General features: G+C 54.9%; 17 protein-coding genes. 11 read left to right on the plus strand and 6 right to left on the minus strand.

Annotated elements, in window-relative coordinates; genetic code table 11:
* Nucleotides 1-167: 167 nt before the first annotated feature.
* Nucleotides 168-1,388, plus strand: a complete 1,221-nt coding sequence (locus RIB44_08935; protein ID MEQ8616704.1) for a hypothetical protein — start codon at nt 168-170, stop codon at nt 1,386-1,388.
* Between the two features lie 86 nt (nt 1,389-1,474).
* On the opposite strand, the gene RIB44_08940 is transcribed toward RIB44_08935, so the two are convergent.
* On the minus strand, nt 1,475-2,893 hold the full coding sequence (locus tag RIB44_08940) for a GIY-YIG nuclease family protein (GenBank protein MEQ8616705.1): 1,419 nt from the start codon (nt 2,891-2,893) through the stop codon (nt 1,475-1,477).
* Between the two features lie 262 nt (nt 2,894-3,155).
* Entirely contained in the window at nt 3,156-4,169 is a 1,014-nt protein-coding gene (locus tag RIB44_08945; GenBank protein ID MEQ8616706.1) for a class I SAM-dependent methyltransferase, read from the minus strand.
* Nucleotides 4,170-4,385: 216 nt separating this feature from the next.
* On the opposite strand from RIB44_08945, the gene RIB44_08950 reads away from it, so the two are divergent.
* The 3 genes from RIB44_08950 (at nt 4,386) to RIB44_08960 (ending at nt 9,130) form a co-directional block, all read left to right on the plus strand.
* On the plus strand, nt 4,386-4,766 hold the full coding sequence (locus tag RIB44_08950) for a DUF2237 domain-containing protein (protein MEQ8616707.1): 381 nt from the start codon (nt 4,386-4,388) through the stop codon (nt 4,764-4,766).
* Between the two features lie 126 nt (nt 4,767-4,892).
* The gene (locus RIB44_08955) at nt 4,893-7,361 is read left to right on the plus strand and encodes a c-type cytochrome (GenBank protein ID MEQ8616708.1); all 2,469 of its coding nucleotides are present in this window, start codon (nt 4,893-4,895) and stop codon (nt 7,359-7,361) included.
* A 158-nt stretch (nt 7,362-7,519) separates the two neighbouring features.
* On the plus strand, nt 7,520-9,130 hold the full coding sequence (locus RIB44_08960; GenBank protein ID MEQ8616709.1) for an amidophosphoribosyltransferase: 1,611 nt from the start codon (nt 7,520-7,522) through the stop codon (nt 9,128-9,130).
* Nucleotides 9,131-9,209: 79 nt separating this feature from the next.
* Here the strand turns inward: RIB44_08960 and trmB are convergent, their stop codons facing one another.
* The 3 genes from trmB to RIB44_08975 all read right to left on the minus strand — a co-directional run bounded on the left by trmB (nt 9,210) and on the right by RIB44_08975 (nt 11,942).
* The gene (gene trmB / locus RIB44_08965) at nt 9,210-9,851 is read right to left on the minus strand and encodes a tRNA (guanosine(46)-N7)-methyltransferase TrmB (protein ID MEQ8616710.1); all 642 of its coding nucleotides are present in this window, start codon (nt 9,849-9,851) and stop codon (nt 9,210-9,212) included.
* Between the two features lie 111 nt (nt 9,852-9,962).
* A complete protein-coding gene (locus RIB44_08970; GenBank protein ID MEQ8616711.1) occupies nt 9,963-10,460 on the minus strand; it encodes a 3-hydroxyacyl-ACP dehydratase FabZ family protein in 498 nt (165 codons plus the stop codon).
* 429 nt (nt 10,461-10,889) lie between these two features.
* Entirely contained in the window at nt 10,890-11,942 is a 1,053-nt protein-coding gene (locus tag RIB44_08975; protein ID MEQ8616712.1) for a hypothetical protein, read from the minus strand.
* Between the two features lie 329 nt (nt 11,943-12,271).
* Between RIB44_08975 and RIB44_08980 the strand changes: the two genes are divergently transcribed.
* The 4 genes from RIB44_08980 (at nt 12,272) to RIB44_08995 (ending at nt 17,597) form a co-directional block, all read left to right on the plus strand.
* Nucleotides 12,272-13,852 carry a BBP7 family outer membrane beta-barrel protein gene (locus tag RIB44_08980; GenBank protein ID MEQ8616713.1) on the plus strand — a complete coding sequence of 527 codons (1,581 nt, stop codon included), beginning with the start codon at nt 12,272-12,274 and terminating at the stop codon, nt 13,850-13,852.
* A gap of 127 nt (nt 13,853-13,979) precedes the next feature.
* A complete protein-coding gene (locus tag RIB44_08985; protein ID MEQ8616714.1) occupies nt 13,980-15,584 on the plus strand; it encodes a lipopolysaccharide biosynthesis protein in 1,605 nt (534 codons plus the stop codon).
* A 96-nt stretch (nt 15,585-15,680) separates the two neighbouring features.
* Complete coding sequence (locus RIB44_08990) at nt 15,681-16,607, plus strand: sulfotransferase (GenBank protein ID MEQ8616715.1); 927 nt, start codon at nt 15,681-15,683, stop codon at nt 16,605-16,607.
* A gap of 150 nt (nt 16,608-16,757) precedes the next feature.
* Nucleotides 16,758-17,597 (plus strand): class I SAM-dependent methyltransferase, encoded by an 840-nt coding sequence (locus RIB44_08995; GenBank protein MEQ8616716.1) that lies wholly within the window; start codon nt 16,758-16,760, stop codon nt 17,595-17,597.
* A 75-nt stretch (nt 17,598-17,672) separates the two neighbouring features.
* On the opposite strand, the gene RIB44_09000 is transcribed toward RIB44_08995, so the two are convergent.
* A complete protein-coding gene (locus tag RIB44_09000) occupies nt 17,673-18,728 on the minus strand; it encodes a glycosyltransferase family 4 protein (GenBank protein MEQ8616717.1) in 1,056 nt (351 codons plus the stop codon).
* A 275-nt stretch (nt 18,729-19,003) separates the two neighbouring features.
* On the opposite strand from RIB44_09000, the gene RIB44_09005 reads away from it, so the two are divergent.
* From RIB44_09005 to RIB44_09015, 3 genes are all read left to right on the plus strand, one after another.
* Complete coding sequence (locus RIB44_09005) at nt 19,004-20,602, plus strand: FAD-dependent oxidoreductase (GenBank protein ID MEQ8616718.1); 1,599 nt, start codon at nt 19,004-19,006, stop codon at nt 20,600-20,602.
* Nucleotides 20,574-21,389, plus strand: a complete 816-nt coding sequence (locus RIB44_09010) for an aldo/keto reductase (GenBank protein ID MEQ8616719.1) — start codon at nt 20,574-20,576, stop codon at nt 21,387-21,389. The genes RIB44_09005 and RIB44_09010 overlap by 29 nt, the downstream gene beginning before the upstream one ends.
* Before the next feature lie 159 nt (nt 21,390-21,548).
* A complete protein-coding gene (locus RIB44_09015) occupies nt 21,549-22,439 on the plus strand; it encodes a glycosyltransferase family A protein (protein ID MEQ8616720.1) in 891 nt (296 codons plus the stop codon).
* The last annotated feature ends 404 nt before the right edge of the window (nt 22,440-22,843 follow it).

The raw sequence follows: 22,843 nt of genomic DNA on the forward strand, positions 1-22,843 counted from the left end.
AAAGTTCGGAAATTCCTCTCCTGATCGTCGATGCGGTAATTACGGCCACCCGATACGGCCCACGCAACTCGCAGAGCAAACTGGGTCTTCACTCGGAGACTTGAAGTCGAGGCTCGTGAGTTTTTCCGCTCGCTAAGCCGCCGCATTCGTTTCTGGAGAAGAAATCGATGACAGTCCCAAGAATCACTCAATTGGCTCGCGCGATCGCTCCCATGGCGATTTCCGCTGCGACTTTGGTATCTCCGGTTATCGCCCAGGAGGCATTCTCCTTTCCCGATTCGGAACCGGCCCTAACGGCTGAAGAAGAAGCGCTCGGCTACGACACGATTGATGACAACTACGAGGCGAGAAGCCTTCGCTCAGCGACCCAGGGTGAGATCGAAACTTTCACGGAACGCTACCCCGATGGGAAGCCTTACATTCAGCGTGAAGTGACACTTGACGAACAAGGCAACTACATCAACCACGGCGAGTGGAAGATGCTCAACCGTGATGGTGCCGTCGTCGCTGAAGGACGCTACGACATGGGCAGCCGTACCGGCGTATGGACGAAATGGCAGGATCGCAAGTCGTCGCCCGTGTTCTCTCAGGCCCCATTTAATCGCTTTAAGGCTCCGTTCCTCTCCCAAGCCACTTTCAACAATGGCCAATTGGATGGTGAGTGGGTCATTTTTGATTCGAACCAGCAGAAGTGCAGCCAGGTCTCGATCAGCAACGGCAAACGCAACGGAATCGCCGTGTTGTGGGATACCAACGGCAAGGTCGTTCGCCAAACACAATACAAGCAGGGCGTTCCCGTTGGCGACGTCCTACAGCTTGATCCCCAGACTGGTCAGCCTAAGAAGGTTGCCTCTTACCTCGATGGCCGTCAAATCGTCTCGAAGAAGTCGAACTTCTCGCGACGCGGAGGCAAAAAGACGGAAGCTCAGTACCTTGCTCCCAAAACGGTCGTCACTACCGCTGACGATTTCTGGGGCATGCAATTCGCCAAGTACGAGAATACTGGCGAGCCTCTACGTCATGGCAAATCGATCGCATGGCACGCGAACGGCCAAACTCAGCTAGAAGGCCAATACAAATACGACAAGCGCACCGGCCACTTCACTTACTGGCATCCCAATGGCCAGAAAGCGGCTGAGGGTGACTTCCAGGACGATGTGCACAACGGCACCTGGGTTTGGTGGCACGAGAATGGTCAGAAAGCTGCCATCGGCCATTACCAAGAAGGTGCCCTCATCGGTCAATGGCGGTGGTGGAAAGAAGACGGCAAACTCGCCAAGCAAAAGACCTATGAGTCCCCGCAACAGATTTCTGCTGCTGAAAGAGAAGAGATCGAACGCTTCGACGTTGGCCAGCTACCAAGTAACGAACTCCGAATGGTTCGGTAGCGATTTACTAGCGTTCTTGAATAGCGAAAGCCTTGTTGAGTGCACGACGCGCTCAACAAGGCTTTTTTTGCTTCAAGTGAGTCCGACTAATCTAGCACCGCTTTCGAGACTCTTTCAAATTCCCCTTCACTCATTGCCGCGCTTTCCTGATACTGCGCAGGAGAGGGCAAGTCTTCGTACTCAATCACGCCGTGATTGGCGACCACGACACGCCAAATATCATCGCGATTAACTCGGAAAAAATCCTTTGTGAAGTCAACGCGATTGACCCGAGTGCTATGCAAGGCCTCGTGAATAAGTCCCAAGAGTTCCGCGGCGCGTTCGCTGGAAACAAGCATATGCAATTCAAATGGAAAGGGCGTCGCTTGTTTAGAGAGTTCTTCAATCACTCCGTGTGGGTCGCTGCGGCTTGTCATATTGATCTTGAAGATGCCTTCCCCAAAGGTGCCAATATTCGAGGCGACGTAAATATGGCCCTTTTCTCGATCTCTCCAAAGATCCGACGTATGTGAGGCCTCAGCCTCAAGGTCGGCAAGTTGCTTCTTGAGCTTTTCAAGAACCGTATCGTCACCAACCGACGTTTCACTAGCGCTCGCTAGCTTGTCGCGGATCGCTGACTTTTCTGATTCAATTCGGGAAAGCTCAGCTTCCAACTCTTCTTGCCGACGCCTCTCTTCCTGAATCTGCTTCGCGACTGCATGTCGCTGCATCCTGTTTCGCTTACGACGGACCTCCTCGTGGTAACGCTGCACGAGCTCGCGATTGAGCTCTTCCTCTCGACGATTGAGGATGTGGCAGTCATTCCGTCGGCAGAAGTCGATCGCCTCTTTTAGACGCTGCTTTGAACCCTCAAGGTTGGTCGCCGTGACATCCAGGAGGATCGCCTCAAATCGATCTTCGAGGAATCGATTCCCAAGTCGCTTGAGGCGAAGATCTTGCTCATCGGCTTTGCGGATTCTCCCCTCAGCATCCTTCTTGGCCTCGTCAATGCGTTCGACGATTTTCGCATTTTGCACGTTGAGTTTAGCGGCTTCGTCTTTGACAAGCTGATCGAAGTTTTTCTTAAAGCCTTGGTTGATGTTTGCTGCCGTGGTGATCTGAGCATTGCTGAGCACCAGTGCGCGCTCGGTCCGCTTGCGAGCCTCGTCCGCGTGTAACTTATCGCGTTTAAGCCGTGCGATCTGAAACAAAGCCGCACCTGCCGCGACGACTGCTCCAATCGAGCCCCAGGTCGAATTGCTCACATTGCCGTTGAGCAAACCGAGCAAAGTGATGCCGATAAGCGCAACACCACAGCCAATCAAGACCTGAAGAAGACGGTCTGCCCAGGTAGGGGTTGGCTTACCTTTCGGTTTGGGAGGGGCGGCAATCGCCTCATGAGCGTAGTCGACGAAAACAACTTTCTGCTCGCAACTGGGACAAGCAATAGCATCGGCGAACTGCTCTGCCTGCCCTTGGGCGGCGGAGCCACACTTGGGGCAATACAGTTTGATGATCTTCGACATTGAAGAGACAACTGTGGTCTGAAGGGATACAAGCCGCTGCCGAGACACTCTTGCCAGATGCCGGGAAAGCTTTCCTGAAAGCTTTTGCAGTTGCACTGACTGGCATGCGGAACGCCACCACACACGAAGGCTCCCCGCTAAAGAACTATTTTGACCTGCTACAGGCCCCCAATCAAGCCGAGCGTCCCCAGTCAGCTGGGATTTTCCAAGCAGTTGGGCATTCACACCACTACTACCGGAAAAGCCCTAGATGGTTACTTGGTCATTTCTTGACTAGAACCCATCGCGTAAGAATCCCCGAGGCATCCTCAAAATAGCGCCATGAAGCGGCAAAGAACGTGATGTAGCGGTTATAGGTTTTCACGTCGACGAGCTTCAATGCGGCTTCTCGATTTTCGACAAGCCGCTCGAACCAGGCCCGTAGCGTCGGGCGATAATCATGCACCGAACAATGCGAGATTCTAAAGCCGGCTGCCTCAAAAGCATCGCGGTGATGACGAAACGAAGCCCCCATCGAACCGGGAAAGTAAATCTGCGACGCTGCTGCCCCGGCAATCAGATGCTCCTGAGTTCGGCAAAAGAAGTGATGCACCATCCGTCCATCAGGTTTCAGTGCCCCATACAATTTCTTTACAAGCATGGGAATCTCATCTTCGCGGACGTGCTCCCACGCGCCAATCGAATAGATGGCGTCATACGCCCCTTGCTCATAGTCTCGCGTCACAAAGTTGTCGTACTTCACTTGGAAACCGTTATGGCTTTCGTTGTACTTCACTTGTTCCTGCGATAGTGTCAAACCGTGCAAACCTTGCTTGTCCCCGGTCTCCTCGTAAATCCGCTTGAGCATTGCACCCCAGCCACAGCCAAGCTCCAAGATCTGCTCACCCGGCTGGGGAGCAATCAAGTTCAGGATAAAGTCGGCTTTGTGCTGCTGAGCTTCTTCGATGGTCTCCTCAGCGCTATGGAAGTCCGCACACGTGTAAAACATGTACTTTCTGTCCAAGAATAGCTCGTAGAACTCGTTAGAAACATCGTAATGCTCAGCGATGCCCAGCGCGTGATCCTGCTTCATTTTCGCGCGGACGAGTAGCCGCCTGAGCGGTCGAATCGGCCACGCCGTCCGAATCCATTTGAGTCCGCGAGGCAGCTCGTCGGTCAGATTCTTCCAAGCTTGCTCTTCATCCAAAGGCTTGGGGGAACGAATGTGGAACTGCAGGTAGGCGTAAGAAATACCGTAGACAAACCATTCGATGAAAAACAACGGCACGCGCAACATAGATAACCCAACTTCTCGTGAGTGGAGAGTCCGCAGGCGAGCGATTAGTATGGTTCGGCCAACCGCACACGACAAGTCCGTTGGGCGACTCAAGCGGGAGTTGTTGAATGCGCTTGCAAGAAAAAAGTTTGACGACTCGTCTTTAACCTGCCACATTGCACGCTCCCCCTCGACAGATTGGGCGATCAACGTCGATACAAAAAGGGCACACAGAGAATGAGCACCCCGAAGAATGTTCTCGGCGAGGACCTTCAACCTTGCTGCACTGACCCCATGACGGGCTTCTATCGTGATGGCACTTGTCGCACCGGGCCAGGCGATATGGGAGTGCACACCGTCTGTGCGGAAATGAACGCCGCCTTCCTCGATTTCTCCAAGTCACGCGGCAACGATTTGTCGACGCCACAGCCCCAGTACCAATTCCCCGGCTTAGAGCCCGGCGACCGTTGGTGCCTCTGCGCACAACGCTGGCAAGAAGCGTTCGAAGCGGGAATGGCACCAGCAGTCATCTTGGCCTCAACGCACATGTCGACACTTGAGTTCGTCGATCTCGACGACCTCAAAGAGCACGCCCTCGACGCAGAATCGCATTTCTGAGGTTCTTTGCTCATGATCCGATGCGTAAGCGAGGGACTACTCCAGGAGAGTATTCTCCCTCGCTTACGCTTCGGGTTATGATTCTTGTGCTGCTCTCAACGACTCACTCACAGTACGAGCTCCCAAATGCGACTGCCATTTCTCATTGCATCGATCCTTGCTGGAATCCTTTCATTAAACGCTTCAAGCCTCGCCGCCCCCCCGCGCGTCCTTCTCGAAGGCTTCGAGCTTGAGCAAATCGCCAAAGAGCCAGAAATCGTCACTCCCGTCGGCATGACCTTCGACGACCAAGGCCGCATGTTCGTCATCGAGTCACACACGCACCAACGTCCCGACGATTACGAAGGACCGAAGGGCGACCGCATCCTGATGTTCGCCGACAAGGATGGCGACGGCTCTTTTGAGAAGCCAACCGTATTTGCGGAAGGATTCCAGCAAGCCATGAATACCATGGCCACTGGTGAGTGGCTATACGTCGTGACTCGCCGCGAAGTAACAAGGATTCGTGACACCGATCTCGATGGCAAAGCGGATGAAACGAAGAACGTACTAACGTTGGAAACCGAAGCGCAGTATCCGCACAATGGGTTGAGTGGGATTGCCTTATTCGGACTCGATGAGGCCCTATTGATTGGGTTGGGTGAAAACTTCGGCGGTGATTACACACTCGTTGGCAGCGACGGAAGTCGCGACTCAGGGGAGGGCGGCGTCGGCGTCATCTATGAATGTCTCCCCGACGGCAGTGAACTGGGCAGGCTAGCTGCAGGTTTTTGGAATCCCTTTAGCATTTGCGTCATCAACGATCTACCTAGGCAGATTCCCTTCATCTTCACCGTCGACAACGACCCCGACGCAAGCCCGCCGTGCCGGCTGATCAACGTCGTTCCCGAAGGCGATTACGGACACCGCTGGGAATACGGTCGTGCCGGCCTCCATCCTCTGCAGGCTTGGGATGGAGAACTCCCTGGCACGCTGCCAATGATGTGCGGCACCGGCGAAGCTCCGACGGCGATCATCCCTCACCGTGGTTACCTCTGGGTCACAAGCTGGGGTGACCACCGCATCGAAAGGTATCGGATTCAGCAGAAGGGAATGTCGTTCACGGCTACTCAGGAGATCGTCATCCAAGGAGACGCCGACTTCCGCCCTACCGGCATGGCGGTCGGTCCCGACGGGCACCTGTACTTCGCTGATTGGGTCAGCCGAAGTTACCCGGTCCACGGCAAAGGTCGGATCTGGCGTCTGAAGCTTCCCTCTGTGAAAGAGGGAGAGGAGGAAACTTTCGGCGACTTCCTCGCTCCCGAACTGGAGGTCACTTCTGACGATCCCTTCACACGACACCTAGCTCACTACTCCAGCAACTACCTTCCGGCGGAGCCAAACGATCAAGACAATTCGCTGGCAGTGGTGTTTTCCGAATACACGCTTGCAGAAGAGCGTCTTGGTTTCCTCGCACAGTATCGTTGGGGTTATCCCGAGGCAAAACCGCTCGCCTTGTTAAAGAGAGCGCTTGGCGACGCCTCCCCCGATGTCCGGCTCTACGCCGTCCGCTGGATCGCCGACGAGAAAATCACCGAACTCCGCGACGAAGTCGCCAAACTTCTCGAAGGTGAACTTCCCACCGAGCGTTACTATCTAGCCGTACTTGCCGCCGTCGATTGGCTCGATGGTAACGGCGGGCCGCATGATAAAGCCGTGGCGGATCGGGTGTTGGTCAGCGAACTCAAGAACACCAACCGACCACCCGCGATTCATGCCCTGGCACTCCGTCTGCTCTCGCCCAATCACGAATACCTCAATCCCAATACGCTCGCGAAGCTGCTCGACTCGCCCCACGCGGAAGTGCGGACCGAAGCGGTGCGTACGCTCGCCCAACAAGAAGCAGGCTATCGCTTCGTCAAGCTTTCCGAGATCGCTAGCGACACGAACAGCGATAGCAAGTTGCGCTGCGAAGCGATCGTTGGCCTTTCGGGGTCGGCCAAGAGGCACGAAGAGTTACTTCAGAAGCTTGCTGCAGACTCTGATCGAAACGTTGCGAGCGAAGCTGCGCGTACTCTCAGACTAGCCGGGTTGACGGCGAAACCGGCAAGCGGCACAGACGCGAAACCGCCAGCGGACGATCTGACGGCTTGGAGTGAACTTCTCGACGCATCCCCAGGCGACGCTGATTCGGGGCGGCGACTTTTCTTCAGCAAAGTTGGCCCCCAGTGTGCCGCCTGTCATCAGCATGGCGGCCGCGGAGCCAGGGTAGGGCCTGACCTGACTCGACTCTCGACTTCCACGAGCCGCGAGAAGATTCTCGCTTCAATCCTGCAGCCCAGCCAAGAAATCGCCCCCCGTTACGTCCCGTGGGTGCTCTCCACCGACGACGGCAAGACGCATCTCGGCCTCAAGATGCCGCAAGGGGGCGATGGCGGTGCGTGGAACTACAGCGACGCCAACGGGAAAATCTTTCGCTTACGGAATGAAGAAATCGAAATGCGCGAGCCCTCAGAGATCTCCATCATGCCGGCGGGGCTTGAAAAGACCTTGTCAGTACAAGATTTCAGAGACCTCTTGGAATTTCTCGCGCCAGCTCCAAAACCGTCAAACTAGCTCATTTCGCCGCTGAGCTTGCTCCGCGCTCAAGGACCTACGCGGAGCAAGCTCAGCGGCGAAATACTGCTGGCCCGTTGAGGGATGCACCCGCGCGGAATAGAATTGAGCGCTCAAGGACGTTTTCTTCCCGCCTGGCCTCGGTTTGACTCTCCCGCATGAGCGAATTGCACCACGAATGTGGCGTTGCCGCGATCTATCATCTTCGTAGCAACGTTGAGGGAGCTGCCGTCAGCGACCTTTGCCCCTCGCAAGGGCCAGAGGAAATCTCGCGTTTGATGCCGCGGATGCTGCTCGACATCCAAAATCGCGGGCAGCTTTCAGCGGGGATGACTAGCTACAACCCCGTCCGTCAGCAACTGATCGATACCTATCGCAAGCTGGGTACCGTTAGCGAGGCTTTCCGCTTGAACCATCGCGGCAAGTGCGAAGCCCTGATGCGGGAATATGCCGGCTGTGCCGCCATTGGCCATGTTCGCTACGCTACCTGCGGCAAAGAAGACGCCAGCTACGCCCAGCCGTTCGAGCGACATCACCTCCAGAAACACAAGTGGTTCAGCTTCGCCTTCAATGGTCAGCTCGCCAACTACGCCCATTTGCGCGAAAAGCTGCTCGCAGAAGACAATCACCATCTGGCCCGCACGACGGACACCGAGATCATCATGCACGAGATCAGCCGGGAACTCTCCGGCGATCGTCGCATGCCGCTGATTGATGTGATGCGGCACTTGGCGACCCGCTTCGACGGGGCTTACAGCCTGGCGATGCTCAACGCGCTCGGCGAGATGCTCATCGCTCGCGACCCGCTCGGCGTGAAACCGATGTGCTACGCCATCGAAGGCCCGCTGCTAGCCGCCGCAAGTGAGAGCGTCGCCCTGCTGAATCTCGGCTTCCAAGCAGAATCGATCAAGTCCCTGGAACCCGGCACGGCAATCATTGTCAGCAACAACGAAATCAGCATCGAGCGATTCAGTGACAATCCCCGCCGGGCACATTGCTTCTTCGAGTGGATCTACTTCGCGAACGTCGCTAGTACGATGGACGAGCGAAGCGTTTATCTCTCTCGGAAAGCGTTGGGGGAAGAACTCGCCGCACTGGAAGATGTCCCTCGAGACGAAGACACGATCGTCGTCCCCGTACCTGACACAAGCAAAGCCGCCGCGGATGCGATGGCCTTCAAGCTGGGCGTCCCGAGCATCGAAGGACTCATCCGCAATCGCTACTCGGGCCGCACATTCATCGAAGGGGGCGCGAACCGTAAAGCGAAAGCCGCCTCCAAGTACACGCCGCTGCCCGAAGTCCTCGAAGGGAAGCGTGTTCTGCTGGTCGAAGACTCAATTGTTCGCTCAACGACCATGCGGGTGCTGATTTCAAAAATTCGCGACGTGGGCCGCGCCAAAGAAATCCACGTCCGCGTCGCCTGCCCACCGATCACCGCCCCCTGCTTCTACGGCATCGACATGTCCACGATCGGCGAACTCTTCGCACCGCCCTTTTTCGCCCGCGGCAATAGTAGCGTCGCTGAAGGCGAAGATGAAGAAACGATGTTCGCCAGAATGGCCACGGAACTCGGGGCCGACTCGCTGCGTTTCCTCCCAGTCGAGTCGATCGCCAATGCCATCGAGAAACCCGCCGACAGCCTCTGCCGAGCGTGCGTTACCGGCGAGTACCCCACGCCCTGGGGCCAGAAGCTCTACAACATCGCCCTCAACCAAGAAGAGCAGGGCGGCTGCGAAGCAGGGCGGACTTACGAAGCGGCTGCGACTTGAGAGTTCTCCAGGGGATTAGCCGCCGACCTTGGTCGGCGCTAGTAAGGAGTACGAGCCCCGCGCTGACCAAGGTCGGCGGCTAACTTTTCACAAACTCAGCCCGAAAAATCGGCTTGTCATCCTGCCGTTTCCGTCGCTCGAAGTGCGTGCGGTAGTCCATGTCGTGTTCGGGTTTTTTTTCTGCTACTTCGATTGGCCCTTCTAAGTCGATCTTCTCAGCGATCAGTTCCAAGGTGCTGACGAAGTACTCTTCAACATCTGTCCAAAAATGCAATCGTCCCCCAGTTTGCAGCGTGCGGACGACATCGTTTAGGAACGGTTCGTTCAGCACCCGGCGCTTTCGGTGACGTGCCTTCCACCAGGGGTCGGGGAAGTAGACATGCACCGCGGCAAGTGAGGCCTCAGGGATACATTCGCGAAACATCCGCAGCCCATCGCCGTGGACGGAAAGGGCGTTGTCCAGTTCTCGCTGGGCGAGCTTTCCGGCAATGTACTCCGCGTACTTCCGACGGACTTCGACGCCGAGGAAATTCCGCTCAGGATGATCCGCCGCCGCGGATTGCAGGAACAGGCCCTTCCCGCTGCCGACTTCTACCTCGAGCGGCTGTTCGACGACAAACAGCTCCGCGGGATTCCAGGGGGTCGGCAACTGCTCAACGGTCGTGAAGTGCCGCGACGTGTCGAGCCCGGGAGGGAGTTTTTTGAGAGCACGTCGGCCCATGGGTTAATACTTCTCTCGAATCAGCCGCAGGGCGGCCGCAGGGCGTTAGCCCCCGGGTGCCCTGAGGAACCGGATGCTAACGCATTCCGGCTATTGTCCACGCAGCATCCTCTACATATTGTCCACCGGCAGCGGAATGCCGCTCAGTTCGCCGTCGCACTTGAGGTCCGTGCCGACGAAGCACTGAAAGCGACATGTGATCATCCGCCCGCGACGTAGTTTCAGCTTCTCGCACATGACCAGTAAGCGATCACCCGGACGAACCAGCCCGCGGAATCTTACTTTGTCGAGCCCGCCAAAGCCGACCATCACGGCTCCTAACAGATCGTGCCGCTGCGTGTGGAACGAGCATACTTGCGCCGCGGCTTCGCACATCACCACACCCGGCATCAGCGGCATCCCTGGCATGTGGCCGGGTACCCAGAACTCCTCGGGCGTCAGGTCGCGATACCCCGCACAGATGTTTGCTTCCGGGTCGTCGTAGACGATTGCCGTGAGCTGCTCCATCAAGTAACGCTGTGGATTGTGCGAGCGAATCTCGTTGATGTCCGCCACGACCGTGTCGTAGTCGATCTCCGCAGGGTCGAGAATGACATCACGAATGGGCAAAACGAAAAGCTCTGAGAAGGAGCGAACTTCTGTAAAGCCGGGGTGCCACTGGCTCTACCAGTGGTTCTCCCGGGAATCCGGCACGATAAGACGGGTAAACTCGACAACACTGGCGGAGCCAGTGGCACACAGTTACTGATCAGGTCTTGATCTTCTGACGGCGGTTCTTGCGAGGACGGCTGCACGCGGGGCGCTTGCCGTGGTTAGCTTTTTTCACTTTGCGGCCTGGCTTAGCCATGAGAAGGGTCTCCCTATTGCTGTGATGCTGGTGTCTCTAATCGCGTTAGTATACCAATTTCAATGCCAGCGGAAAAGGCTGTGACGAGGAGCCTTTCGTAGGACGGCCACTCCTGGCCGTCGCTTGAACTCGCGTCGTATCAGTGCATTAACGGGCAGGAGTGCCCGTTCTACGATTTGGCTTGGCGAGCCTCACTTCTCGCGTAAGTCCCAGGTATCGACCCACTCGACGCTCACTGGCACAAGTTTGAAACGCTTCTCGAGCCGCTCGTGCATGTCAGGATAGTGGCCTGCACCGTAGAAAATCGCAAGCTTCTCCTTGCCAGCCGCGAGTTGAGTTTCGAGCACGTCGAGAGCCCGCTTGTTGCGTCCGCTGATCAGCGTCGAACCGTCAGGGCCAGAAAGAACCGCCGTGATCGCCTCGACGTCGAGAAACTGCTTCGCGAGAGCCACTTTCAGTCCGCGAGCACGATCGTCCGACATGAAGGCCTTCACAATATCCACCTCAGCCTCAGATACCTGCAGTCCGGCGGGCAGGGCATTAGAGGCGATCTCGAGCAACTTACTCGTAAAGTCTCCTTCCCCCTTCTTGGCTTTCGCCTTCTGCTTCTTCACCCGCTGGGCTTCCGCCGCCTTGAGCATGTCCATGTACATCTTGAGCAAGCTCTCATCGCGGTCACGCATTGTCTGCCACAGTTCCTCCGGCGAGAGGTCCGCGTGGATGAAGTTCTTCTTCGTGTAATCAATCTGCTCTAGTTGATGCTCAAGTTCCAGCAGGCTGCCCATACCGTTTTGTAGAGCGCCCAATGGATTGGTGTTTGAGGTGCCGCGTCCCTTGGGAACCTTCGTCCCTTTGTCCGCTACGAGTTCGTAGAGCACGGCCTCGTATTTCTCGAAACGAGAGTTGAGTGTGTCGTAGTAAGCCTTGTCTCCGATATGAATAGCACTGACCAGATCGACATACCGCGAGGGAGTTCCGCCGCGGGTGACCCTGGCCTTCTCGGCCTCTGGCACGTAGCGGACGATCGCTGTCTGAAGTGCTAGCGGCTTACCCTGTTTGTCTTCATCGATTCGAAGCCACGTCGAACCCGGAGAATCGGCTTCGGCCTCGTTCGCTTGGTTTGCCTGCGGGCGTTCGAGCACTGCCGGCTGCGCTGTTGATTTCCTTGCCAAGACCGCGAACGAAAACGCGATAAGCAGCGCAGCACCGCGTGCTAGCAAGTTCGAAAAACGATTCGAAGCCATCATTAAAGGCCTTTGGGAGCAGTCAGAAACAGGGATTCGGGAACTTGGGGAAGTATACCGCTGGCAAAAGGCTGAAACAAATCACCACCCGCCGCTTGCGGATTAGCCCGGCTTGCAAGCGGAGGCCAACGCTAGCACCTCACGGCCAGAAAAACCGTTATTTCCGTTAGAGTTTACCACGTTTCCTCAACCGGTGCTTCCAGAGAGGACGATACTACCGGCACAGACGATCCTGTTCTCACTTGGAGGACGGGAGCTGACTAACGTTTCGCAGCCGGTTCCACCAGTTGCGTCCACGAGGGGAAGCTGAGAATCCTATGACTGCTCGAATGACAAAGTTTACCGTTGCCTGCTTGTTGCTCCTGTGCGGAAGTGTTGCCCAGGCACAGGTGGAAGATCCGTTCTGCAATATCTGCTGCAACGACTTCGATTCGCAGTACTTCGCGCCGGTCGACTTCGACTTCGATTGTCGTCCTATTCGCAAGGACTGCGGGTTCTTCTTCAACTACGATCGCATCGCCTGGGTGACTACCGGAGAACGGCATCCGCTTGGACTGCAAGGTGGAACAGCCGCTGGATCGCTTAATGCTTTCCGAGTTTTCGACTCGGGAGGAATCATCGTGCTTTCTGATCCTACGGACCCCGATAGTGACGAAATCTTCGTCCCTGGCGACGAGTTTATCATCCCAGCTCCCCTACGCCCGAACGGAATCATGAATGCCGCACCGCGGGCAAGCGTCGGTTACGGCCATCGTTATGAAGGTGGATACTTTCACGGCAACGCTGGTTGGCTGGTGGGTGTCTTGGATGGTTTTGACAGCATCTCCGCCCAGAACTTTGGGTTCGGGTTCACTCCTCAAGACAATACGAACGGTGGTGCCTTGGGACTCCCGAGCGGTATCCCAAATAACCCCAATAACCAACTCCTAAGTCCTCTTGGGTCGGTACCCATCGCTTTTGAAGACCCGGGGCTGACCGTTGTTCTGCCTGGGGCTGCCCCAGGTGGTGGCCCTCTGACAACCACCATCCCCTTTATGTCGGGCTTCATTGATGTCCGCACTGGCGCGACCGGAGGAGTCCCCGGCGGCAGCCTTGAAGCCGATAGCAACGGAGATGGTGTCCTCGATGGTGATGGACTCGCTGACGACATCGACCGCGACGGGCAATTCGGTCCAGATGGTCTCGAAGGTGGCGATCCGGGTGAGGTCCCCAACGTGATTGGTGGTGGTCTTCCGCACGACTTTGGCGACCTCGTGGAACTCCCAACATCTTGGCAGTCTATCCAAATCCGCAATCGCACGCGAATTGACGGTGTCGAGCTGATGCGAACCCACGTGCTCGACAACCGCCATAAAATGGCCACAAAGCAGAATAGCTTCCTGCAAATGGGCTACGGTGTAAGGTTCTTCCAACTCGACGATAACTTTCGCGTCGATGGCCAGGGCGGGGTCTTGGGCGACAGCTTCTGGGACACCTCGATCGTCAACAACATCGTGGGACCGCAAATCGCCTTAGCCTATAAGAGCCAGCGGGGTCGCTTCCTGTTCGATTTCAATGGCCGTTTCATGTTTGGTTACAACATTCAGAACATGGATCAAACGGCAGCTCTTGGCGAAGACCTGATTCCTGGGCAGCACAATCATCCTTTGTATTTCCCACCTACGGTTTCCAACCACGGTCGTCAAGAAGAGGACTTCGCCCCATTGGTCGAAATCCGTGCTAATGCCAGCTACCAAGTGACCAAGGCACTCGCTTTGAAGCTCGGATACACGGGCACCTTCGTTGACAACATCCGACGGGCTTCGCAGCACGTCCGCTACCGTCTACCGGATATGGGCTTCCGCGACGACGCCGGAACGCAGAATATCTTCGTCAATGGCGTGAACGGTGGCTTCGAGGTCGTTTATTGATTGCGGCCTGACAATCTAGTGATTCTAATAGTTCCAGGCCTTGCCGGTTTCGCCGAGCAAGGCCTTGGAGCTTTTATGGGCCTTTAATTCATTCAATTACCAAGTCGCCGAGCCTGCGACACTTCTAATGCCTTGCACTTCCGCAAGGACCAACGGCAAGAAATCGCGTCACGAGCGCCACGGCCAAAAAGAGCCTGACACTTTGAAACAACCGATCGACTACTTCTCGAGCGACCAGCTTCGCAAAGACCTCAAGGGCAAAACGGTCCGCGGAGGTGTTGTTACCGGTGTGGCTCAGTGTGTACGAATCTTTGTTGGCTTCGCGACTATCCCGATTCTTGCCCGTTTACTCCAGGCAGAAGACTTTGGCTTAGTGGCGATGGTTGGTTTCTTTACCAACTTCGCCGCGATGTTCGTGGATGCGGGTCTGTCAGCCGCCACGATCCAGAGCAAGTCGTTGACAACACAGCAAGCGACAAACTTATTCTGGATATCTGCCTTGCTAGGAGCATGTGTTGCGGTGGCCAGCGCAATACTCGCACCCTTTGTTAGCTGGTTCTACGAAGAGCCCCGATTGACGTCCATTATGCTCGTTTTGTCGATTACTTTTCTGATAAGTGGGCTGAGCATACAACACCAAGCGATGCTCAAAAGAAGCATGGACTTTAGATCACTAGCCGTCTTGGATCTCGGATCCTTCATCGGTGCACAGATTATTGGCATCTCCTGTGCAGCTATCTGGCGTGGCCAGCCATGGGACTACTGGGCTTTAGTTGTCATCCCCGTCGCAATGAGTTTGTTTCGCATGCTTGCCCTCTGGCGATTCTGTCATTGGAGGCCAAGCTTTCCTGTCAAGAGGAGCGGAACGCGAAGCTTGGTGGTCTTCGGTGCCAATCTTACCGGCTTCAACTTCATGAATTATTTCGTAAGAAATGCAGACAACTTAATCATCGGAAAGTCATGGGGAGAAGAGCCACTAGGCTACTACGAACGGGCTTACAAACTATTTCTTTTGCCTACGAGAAGCATTAGCGTTCCGTTATCGGGCCTTATGGTCTCCACCTTAAGCCGACTCGTTGACGAACCAACCCGCTACAAGAACCTGTACGTAAACGTTGTCAGCAAACTATCTTTGGTAACGATGCCAATTGCTGCCTTTACGTTTGCCGTATCCGAGTCGATCGTTGATGCAGTGCTGGGCGACGGTTGGTCCGATGTCGCCCCAATACTTCGCGTATTATCACTGGTCGCGATCTCGCAATCGATCGGATCGACCCTAGGGTGGCTCCTGGTTTCTCAAGGCCGAACTGCCGATAGCCTGCGATGGATTCTTTTTGCTGGGCCAATCATTGTTCTTAGCTTCTTAGTTGGCAATCGGTGGGGACCCTTAGGTGTCGCTATTGCCTATTCCGCGACTTCATGTCTAATCATTTTCCCCTGCAATGTGTGGTATACCTGCAGACGTGGACCAGTTCAGGCGAGAGACATCTACCGACTGTTTGCTGACCCTATTGTCGTCTCGACTCTCGTCGCCCCATTGGCATGGTATTGCCAAGAACTTACTGCAGACCTAGAACCGGGTATGAGGCTGCTGGTGATTACTGGTTCCTGCCTGACTGCCGTCTCTGCGTTTGTCCTCATCTACCCGAGTACGCGCAAGAGCATACTCGATCTCTTGCAGCTATTTCGCGAATTGCGTGATGGAAAACTCAAGAAAACGACCGAGTTTTGATCCATTTGACTTGCCTATTCCTAGCCTCCTCGCAAGGAAGTCATCCCCTATCACGATCACGCATTACTCTCTCATCCCTCGCAAAGCCTAAATCGAATGAAACCAGTACGCGTCTTTGTCGTGGGTTGTCCCCGCAGCGGCACAACTTTGGTCCAGTCGCGGTTGTCGGCGCATGGCGGACTAAGCACTTTTCCGGAAACGCAGCTAATGCCACAACTTGTCGGTATGCAGCGACTGCGTGCTGGACTTGCAAAGTGCCGCTCGCCGAGGGAGAGTTTCGCAGATACGGTTATAGGTCTTTTATCAAAATTCGGTTATGGACGCAGCACGAAGGCTGCTTATCAAAGGCGTCTACTGGAAATCGGCCAACACATCGACTCTCCCGAATTCCGCGAGTGGCAATTCCCGGCAACAAGAGCCATCGGACCAAGAATCGATTATGCTATTCGTCAGTTTGACGCGATCTCAAGACGGGAAGGGACACTTGGTTGGATCGAGAAGTCTCCTACTCACCTGCGGTATATCGATCTGATCCAGAAACACGTTCCAGATGCTCTTTTTGTCCATGTCATCCGTGATGGCAGGGCGACCGTTGCCTCAATTTGGGAGGCTGTTAAGAAAGACTATCATGCCTGGCGAGCTGCTTTTCCTACGATCGATTCGTGTGTGACGACTTGGAATAACGACTTGAATCGCACGCTCCAGCAAGAAGCACACCCGCACCATCTGGTGCTGAATTATCACGAATTCTGCGAGCAGCCAGACAGCTATCTTGAAACTGTATGGCGTTGGCTCGGCTTGCCCGAAGCAAAAGTACTCGAAGCCCCAGTAAATAGCACTGGGCAAAGTGGAGCAACTCAAACGGTCTTGCCTTATGAGAAATGGAAAGCTTCGACAGAACAGAGCATCAAGGACTATGGGTTGGAGAAGTACATGAAACTTTTCTCTGAGGAAGAACAGGTGACGATCGCCAAGCAACTTACAAACAATGGTGATGTGAGTTCGTTAGGTAAGCTAGAATAAGAATAGTCAACACTGCTCGCGACTAGCTATTGCCGGCTGCCGTCTTTTTCAACGGTTAGAAGTACGGAAGCACCTATCCTAATAGCACTACTAGAAAGCAAGCAGAGTCTCGAAGAACTCCAGAATCGCAAATCAAAACAAGAGATCTCTATGTCTACCTCCTGCCGTCTCTGCAAGAGTTCTACGGAACTGCAATTCAAAAAGACTATCCTGGGAAAGTATGAAATTGGGTTCTTCCGGTGCAATGAGTGCAGGTCGCTTCAAACGGAAACTCCTTACTGGCTTGACGAGTCCTACGGTGACAATCGCAGACACCTTGACGTCAATGCAGCATCCCGAGCGGTAGCCTGGCAACGTCTGCTGTTCATGATCTATCGTGCATTCCAATTAGACTCCACTGCCAAATTACTCGACTGGGGTGCCGGAGACGGATTGCTTGTACGACTTCTCAGAGACGTCGGAATCGACGCCTACTATCGCGATCCGCTGGCTACAAACAATTACGCCAACGGCTTTGAGGCAGACGGTGTTGAGGGCACGTTCGATGTGGTCACTGCTTTCGAGGTTTGGGAACACCTACCCAACCCAGCAGGAGAAATTGCGAATTCACTGTCTGAACAACCGAAACTCTACATCGCTTCTACAGAGATTTTCTCGGGACAGGATGATTCCTGGCAATATCTTAACCTGATGACAGGGAGGCACGTATTCTTCTACTCCGAAGAAGCTGTTCGATTTATTGCCGAATCTCACGGTTACGCTTACAAGATCGCTGCTGGCAAACGCATCATGCTCTATAAACCAGAATTCACTGACCGTCAGGTTTCACGAGCTACGCGATTGCTCTCGAAAGGAAATTCACGCCTTCAGCAGGCATATTTCTCAATACTCAAGAAGCGCTCGCTTGCTCTAGCTGACAGAAGAAAAATGAACACGCTCGTGCAACAAGCCATTGAGCAAGCCAACGCTAGTCGCGAGGGAGCGCACTGATCCTGGAGCCTGGATTGTCCTGTGGACGCCATACTTTGCAGCCGTGGGTTCTTCCGTCCGACGGTGCGAAATCGGTCAGGTGTTTGGGATTGGAGACGAGCGGTAAAGGGCTGCCGTCTTTTGCCCAATAGCTTCCCATCCTAGCGAATCTCTTGCGTAGCGATAGTTGCTCTCGCCAATCGCAGCTAAGTCCTCAGAATGGTCAATCGCATACTGCAACTTCTGTCCTAAATCATCTGGCAGGTCGCTTTGGTAGACTAACTCTGGTTGTGTCTGAAGGGTTTCAGGCAGGCAGCCTAGCGACGGCACGATGCAAGGTAAACCATTAGAAATAGCTAAAATCACACTGCCCGACGTCAAAACCTCTGTGAACGGAGCAACGAATACATCGGCTGCACAGAGGTACTCATCAAGCCTTGCCTGCTCCACCCGCCCAGGATGAAATTGAATTCTACCGTCTCGTTCAATTCGGGAATCAATCACTTCCGCATGGGCTTCATTCCTTACTTTTCCAACAATCATCAGTCTCGCACGCGAATCTTCCAGCTCTTTGAATTGGTCAATGAGACCGAGTATTCCTTTATAGGGTCGGACTTGCCCAACAAAAAGGAAAAGTACGCTTGTCGAATCAAGACCCAACTCATCTCGAATCTGATGCCTTTGATTCGGAGCAACTACACTGCTTGGATAGTTGCCGTGTGGAATGACGAATGTCTTTTCAAGTAATCTCACGCCATACTTCTCTGCTAGCGCACCTTTAGCGTACTCGCAATGCGAAATAACTCCATCGACCAGACGCAAAAAAAAACGCATGAACCAACGCTCTACTTTCGGATAGGCGTTCTCATGGTTATGCAAATTGTGAAGCGTCCAGACGAATCGTCTCCCCCGCAGCTTAAGCAGGAGAAAGCAGAATCCTGTTAGTAGTGACTTCAACACGGTCGAAACGAGACTCTTGCGAAATAGATAATCATCCAGCCAATGAACGTGAATAACGCTTGGCGAACGACCAAAGGCAAGCTTGATCAGAGGTTTCATACCTCGCGGTAGGTTTTCGACCTTAACCCCAGTTTTCTCTACAGACTCGGCTAAGAGATCTTGATAGGGGTTACCCGAGCCCTGATAGGGCAAGCAGCCAACCAAAAGATGATCAGGATCGTGATCCATAAGTGCTAGTGACTTTGCATCGATGCAGCAGTGTCGCGGCCCTATTTCGTCCTTGGCCGGAGGTGGCTAATAGCTCAAGACACAGCTATTATGTTTAGCAACCGTACTTTGACTAGAAGCAGTTTCAACAATCCATCAGCCCTTCGGGCGTCAGCCCTCGGCTGCCTTGGAGTCGGACAAGAACGCGTTGCGGCTGCTATTATAAATGGCCATTACTCTTTGAGTCTACGCAACGCTGTATGCTATTCACGAATCTCGACGAATTTACCGCTCAGAAGCAGAACCCCAATCGCGTTGTCGTGATTGGGGCGGGGGCCGTCGGGATCCATCTGGCGGTGCAACTGGTGCGGGCTGGGCGCGAGGTGGTCGTCCTCGAAGCGGGTGACGAAACGCTGAGTAACTTTTCTTCTGACAGTTACTCGGTAATCGGCCGCAAGCATGAGGGAATCCGACTTGGACGCAGCGTCGCCCTCGGGGGCACGACGAACCTCTGGGGCGGGCAACTCGTTGAGTTCAACCCGCTCGACTTCAACGGGCGAGACTGGCTGCCAGGCTCAAAATGGCCCGTGAGCTATGAAGAGTTCGCCCCGTATTACGGTCCGACCTACGATGCCCTCGGGATCGATCAGGATCTCCAAAAAGATGAATTCGTCTGGAAGTCACTGAAGAAGGATAAACCCAAACTGGGAACCGAGGTCGAGCTTTTTCTCTCTCGCTGGCTCAAAATACCTAACCTTGCCGCCATCTTCCGCGAAGAGATCGAAACGAAACCGAAACTATCGGTCGTTCTCAACACGACGGTCACCGGCTTTACCGGAAGGAACGGTCACATCGAAAGTCTGCAGGCTTGCAACTCCAAGGGGGAACGTCACTCAATCACTGGCGAGAGCTTCGTGCTTAGTGCCGGGACGATCGAGAATGCGCGACTCTTGCTACACGCAGCCGCCGATGAGTCTTGGGAATGTCCTTGGAAACATAACGAGAATGTCGGTAAGTACTTTCAAGACCATCTTGGCGGACGAGTCGCGATGATTAAGCCACGCGATTCCAAAGCCTTCTACGACCTGTTTTGCACGATCGTCCTCCGCAGCCATAAGTTCCAACCCAAACTACGGCTTTTCAACGAGCTACTCGATCAAGAGCCTGTTCTCAACAATCAGGTGTGGATCGCTTTCGAAAATTCCATCAAGGAAAACCTCGTCTTCCTCAAGCAGTTTTTCCAAGCCGCCCTCTACAGCCGAAAGATCGGTTCGATCTCCGAGTTCTTCCGCAATGCGTTCGCCTGTGCTCGTCACATGATTCCGCTAATGTGGAAGTTTGTTGTGGAGCACCGAGTGCTGATCCCCAGCGGCTCGCGCATTTCGCTAACGGTTCAAGCCGAGACCGAGCCCTTGCGTGAGAGCCAAATCAAGATCGACTCCAGCGAGACGAATGAGTTTGGCCTCCCCAAGGTTTTGCTCGACTGGCAACTCTCTAGCAACGAGATTCACCACCTGGCTTCTTTCACCAGGCGTGTTGAGAAAGCGCTGCAAGAGTCTGAATTGGCGGATTTGGTCGTCGAGCCGGCACTGTTGGAGGAGGACCCGAAGTTTCTGGACCAACTCCACGACACGAACCACCACTCCGGCGGATGCATCATGGGAGAGAGTGCGGAGCAGGGCGTGGTTGATAGGAACTTGCAAGTCTTTGGCACAGACAACCTCTTCGCGAACGGGGCCTGCATCTTCCGCACAAACAGCAATGCCAACTGCACCTTCACTGCCATGGCATTCGCCACAAGGCTAGCCGAGTATCTTGCTAAGGATTCCCATGAAGCAGGTTTACCTCAAGCCGATTGATCGCACTGCTTCCTGCTTAGGATTCGGTTGCGCGGGACTCGACGGCCGAATTGGGCTGCGACGGTCTGCCAAGCTGATCGAAACGGCACTGGATCTTGGCATCAACTATTTCGACGTGGCCCCTTCGTACGGAACCGCTGAAGAAGCCTTGGGACACGTCCTCGGTAATTCGAAAGAAGTCATCGTGACGACGAAAGTCGGTCCGCCTCGTAAACCCTACAACGCCCGGAAGGCTTGGATTCGCTCGATCGCTAAACCGATCTTGGATCGGACGCGCGGACTGAAGATACTGATCCGCAACAGTATCTCGAAACCTGCGGGTGCGAAAACGCGTCCCCGCTACGACTTCTCAAAAGCTGGCATTGAGAGCACCGTAGAAAGTAGCCTAAAATTTCTCAAGCGTGATACGATCGACATCCTGCTCGCTCACGAGCCCCATCCCGACGACCTCGTGCCGGAGGTCGCAGAGCGGTTTGAAAGCCTCTTGGAAAATGGTGCGATCAAAGCGTTCGGCACAGGGATCGGAGCGGTCGACGATTGCTGGGCCCCGTTTGGTACCGTGTGGCAATCTGCTTGGCCCGCCGAGCAGATCGACAGCTATCAGGAGAACGTCACCTATTTGTTTCACCGAGTGCTTCGCAACTCTCGGCAATCCTTAGACGGTCGCACCGAAGTCCCTGCCGCAGACCTGATCCGAAATGCCCACTTACAACGGCCCGATTCTGTACTGCTAGTCTCAGCCTCAACGCCAGACAGGCTGAAAGAACTGGCCGACGCAGTCGCTTGAGGCGCTCAACCACCTTAGTTGCGAGAATTGCGAGCCGAAAGTTTTCTCGAAGCCGTCTTTGAGGCAGTAGGAAAAGCTAGAGTAAGGAAGTACTCTTGCGTCAGCGATCACTCGTCCATTTGGCACACACCGCCCACTGCGAGCCTCGACTTCATGTTCGTGTCGGTAATCATCCCCGTCTATAACCACAGCGACTTTCTGAAGCTGTGCCTTGACGCGTTGAGCAAGCAAACGCTTCCGCGCGATCAGTTCGAAGTGATCGTGATCGACAACGGTTCCGACGACCCGCCAGAGCAATTGGTCGCCAGCTACGACTTCACACGTTATTCCACTGAGTCGAAGCCCGGGTCGTTCGCAGCGCGCAATCATGGTCTAACTCTGGCGAAGGGAGACTATATCGCCTTCACCGACTCCGACTGCTTACCTGCGCCTGACTGGCTTGAGAAGGCAACTGCCGAGTTAGCTTCTTCAGATCGAACCGACGTTGTCGCAGGTCGCATTGACGTCGTTGCCTACGACCCGAAATCTCCCAAATCCGTCGAGCTGTTCGACATTGCGATTCGCCTCAATCAGGAATCGAGGGTCGCCAAATCCAACGGGGTGGTCACGGCCAACATGGTCACGCGTGGAGAACTGTTCGAGCAAGTTGGCGATTTCGATGATTCGCTGATGAGCGGCGCCGACGCTGAGTGGTCCCAGCGCGCGGCGGCTCAAGGCTACTCAGTCAGGTATCTTGATGACGCCGTGGTCAGCCACCCGACGCGGACGACATTGAAAGAAGTGCTGACGCAAACCCGCAGGAGAGCCGGTGGTCGCTTCGACATGCGGGCGAACACCAAAGGACGGGGACTGGCATCGAAAGTGGCCGATGCTGCCACAAAAATCCTACCTCGCTGGAAAGGCCTTGGCCAGGCTCGCCAACGCCTCTCGAAACGAGGCTACGGGTTCATCGCCTGGCTACGTGTCGTCGGCGTGATGCAAATTGTTCATTACGCAGCTCTCATCGAAATCGTCCGACGAATGTGCGGCAACGAGGCCGAGAGGCGTTGACCGGCAACGACCGCCTCACTCAGCCTCAAAGGGCTAAGAAACGCCTCCCCCGGGGACATCCCCCCTCGGATCCAGCGGGGCTCCTGGTCGCTCGGGTGGTAAACTATCACTCCTAGGTAGCTGCTAGCAATCGCGACGGTTGAAGGCTGCCCGGGCGAAACATTCACTCTATTCACAGCGTCGCCATCATCCCGAAAATTTGCCCTCAGCGGGTCAGAGTGTTATTTTTCTAGGGTCAATCCTGAGGATTCTCGCAGGGTTGCGGCGATTTTGGCGGGGTGCAGCCCCCGTCGGTTCCAACTATGATAAGAGGTTCGCTTGAAGCCAAAAACTGGCCCAAAAGCGTTCCCACTGGCAAACCCTACGATCGGAGTCAGGCAAGTGCGAAGTCGTTTCTCCAAACT

The organism is Lacipirellulaceae bacterium (genome assembly GCA_040218535.1).
Taxonomy (GTDB): Bacteria; Planctomycetota; Planctomycetia; order Pirellulales; family Lacipirellulaceae; genus Adhaeretor.

Excerpts from the sequence above, each read along its gene's own strand:
- RIB44_08935 (MEQ8616704.1), top strand. The coding sequence starts at position 168 with ATGACAGTCCCAAGAATCACTCAATTGGCTCGCGCGATCGCTCCCATG.
- RIB44_08940 (MEQ8616705.1), bottom strand. The coding sequence starts at position 2,893 with ATGTCGAAGATCATCAAACTGTATTGCCCCAAGTGTGGCTCCGCCGCC.
- RIB44_08945 (MEQ8616706.1), bottom strand. The coding sequence starts at position 4,169 with ATGTTGCGCGTGCCGTTGTTTTTCATCGAATGGTTTGTCTACGGTATT.
- RIB44_08950 (MEQ8616707.1), top strand. The coding sequence starts at position 4,386 with ATGAGCACCCCGAAGAATGTTCTCGGCGAGGACCTTCAACCTTGCTGC.
- RIB44_08955 (MEQ8616708.1), top strand. The coding sequence starts at position 4,893 with ATGCGACTGCCATTTCTCATTGCATCGATCCTTGCTGGAATCCTTTCA.
- RIB44_08960 (MEQ8616709.1), top strand. The coding sequence starts at position 7,520 with ATGAGCGAATTGCACCACGAATGTGGCGTTGCCGCGATCTATCATCTT.
- trmB (MEQ8616710.1), bottom strand. The coding sequence starts at position 9,851 with ATGGGCCGACGTGCTCTCAAAAAACTCCCTCCCGGGCTCGACACGTCG.
- RIB44_08975 (MEQ8616712.1), bottom strand. The coding sequence starts at position 11,942 with ATGGCTTCGAATCGTTTTTCGAACTTGCTAGCACGCGGTGCTGCGCTG.
- RIB44_08980 (MEQ8616713.1), top strand. The coding sequence starts at position 12,272 with ATGACAAAGTTTACCGTTGCCTGCTTGTTGCTCCTGTGCGGAAGTGTT.
- RIB44_08985 (MEQ8616714.1), top strand. The coding sequence starts at position 13,980 with ATGCCTTGCACTTCCGCAAGGACCAACGGCAAGAAATCGCGTCACGAG.
- RIB44_08990 (MEQ8616715.1), top strand. The coding sequence starts at position 15,681 with ATGAAACCAGTACGCGTCTTTGTCGTGGGTTGTCCCCGCAGCGGCACA.
- RIB44_08995 (MEQ8616716.1), top strand. The coding sequence starts at position 16,758 with ATGTCTACCTCCTGCCGTCTCTGCAAGAGTTCTACGGAACTGCAATTC.
- RIB44_09005 (MEQ8616718.1), top strand. The coding sequence starts at position 19,004 with ATGCTATTCACGAATCTCGACGAATTTACCGCTCAGAAGCAGAACCCC.
- RIB44_09010 (MEQ8616719.1), top strand. The coding sequence starts at position 20,574 with ATGAAGCAGGTTTACCTCAAGCCGATTGATCGCACTGCTTCCTGCTTA.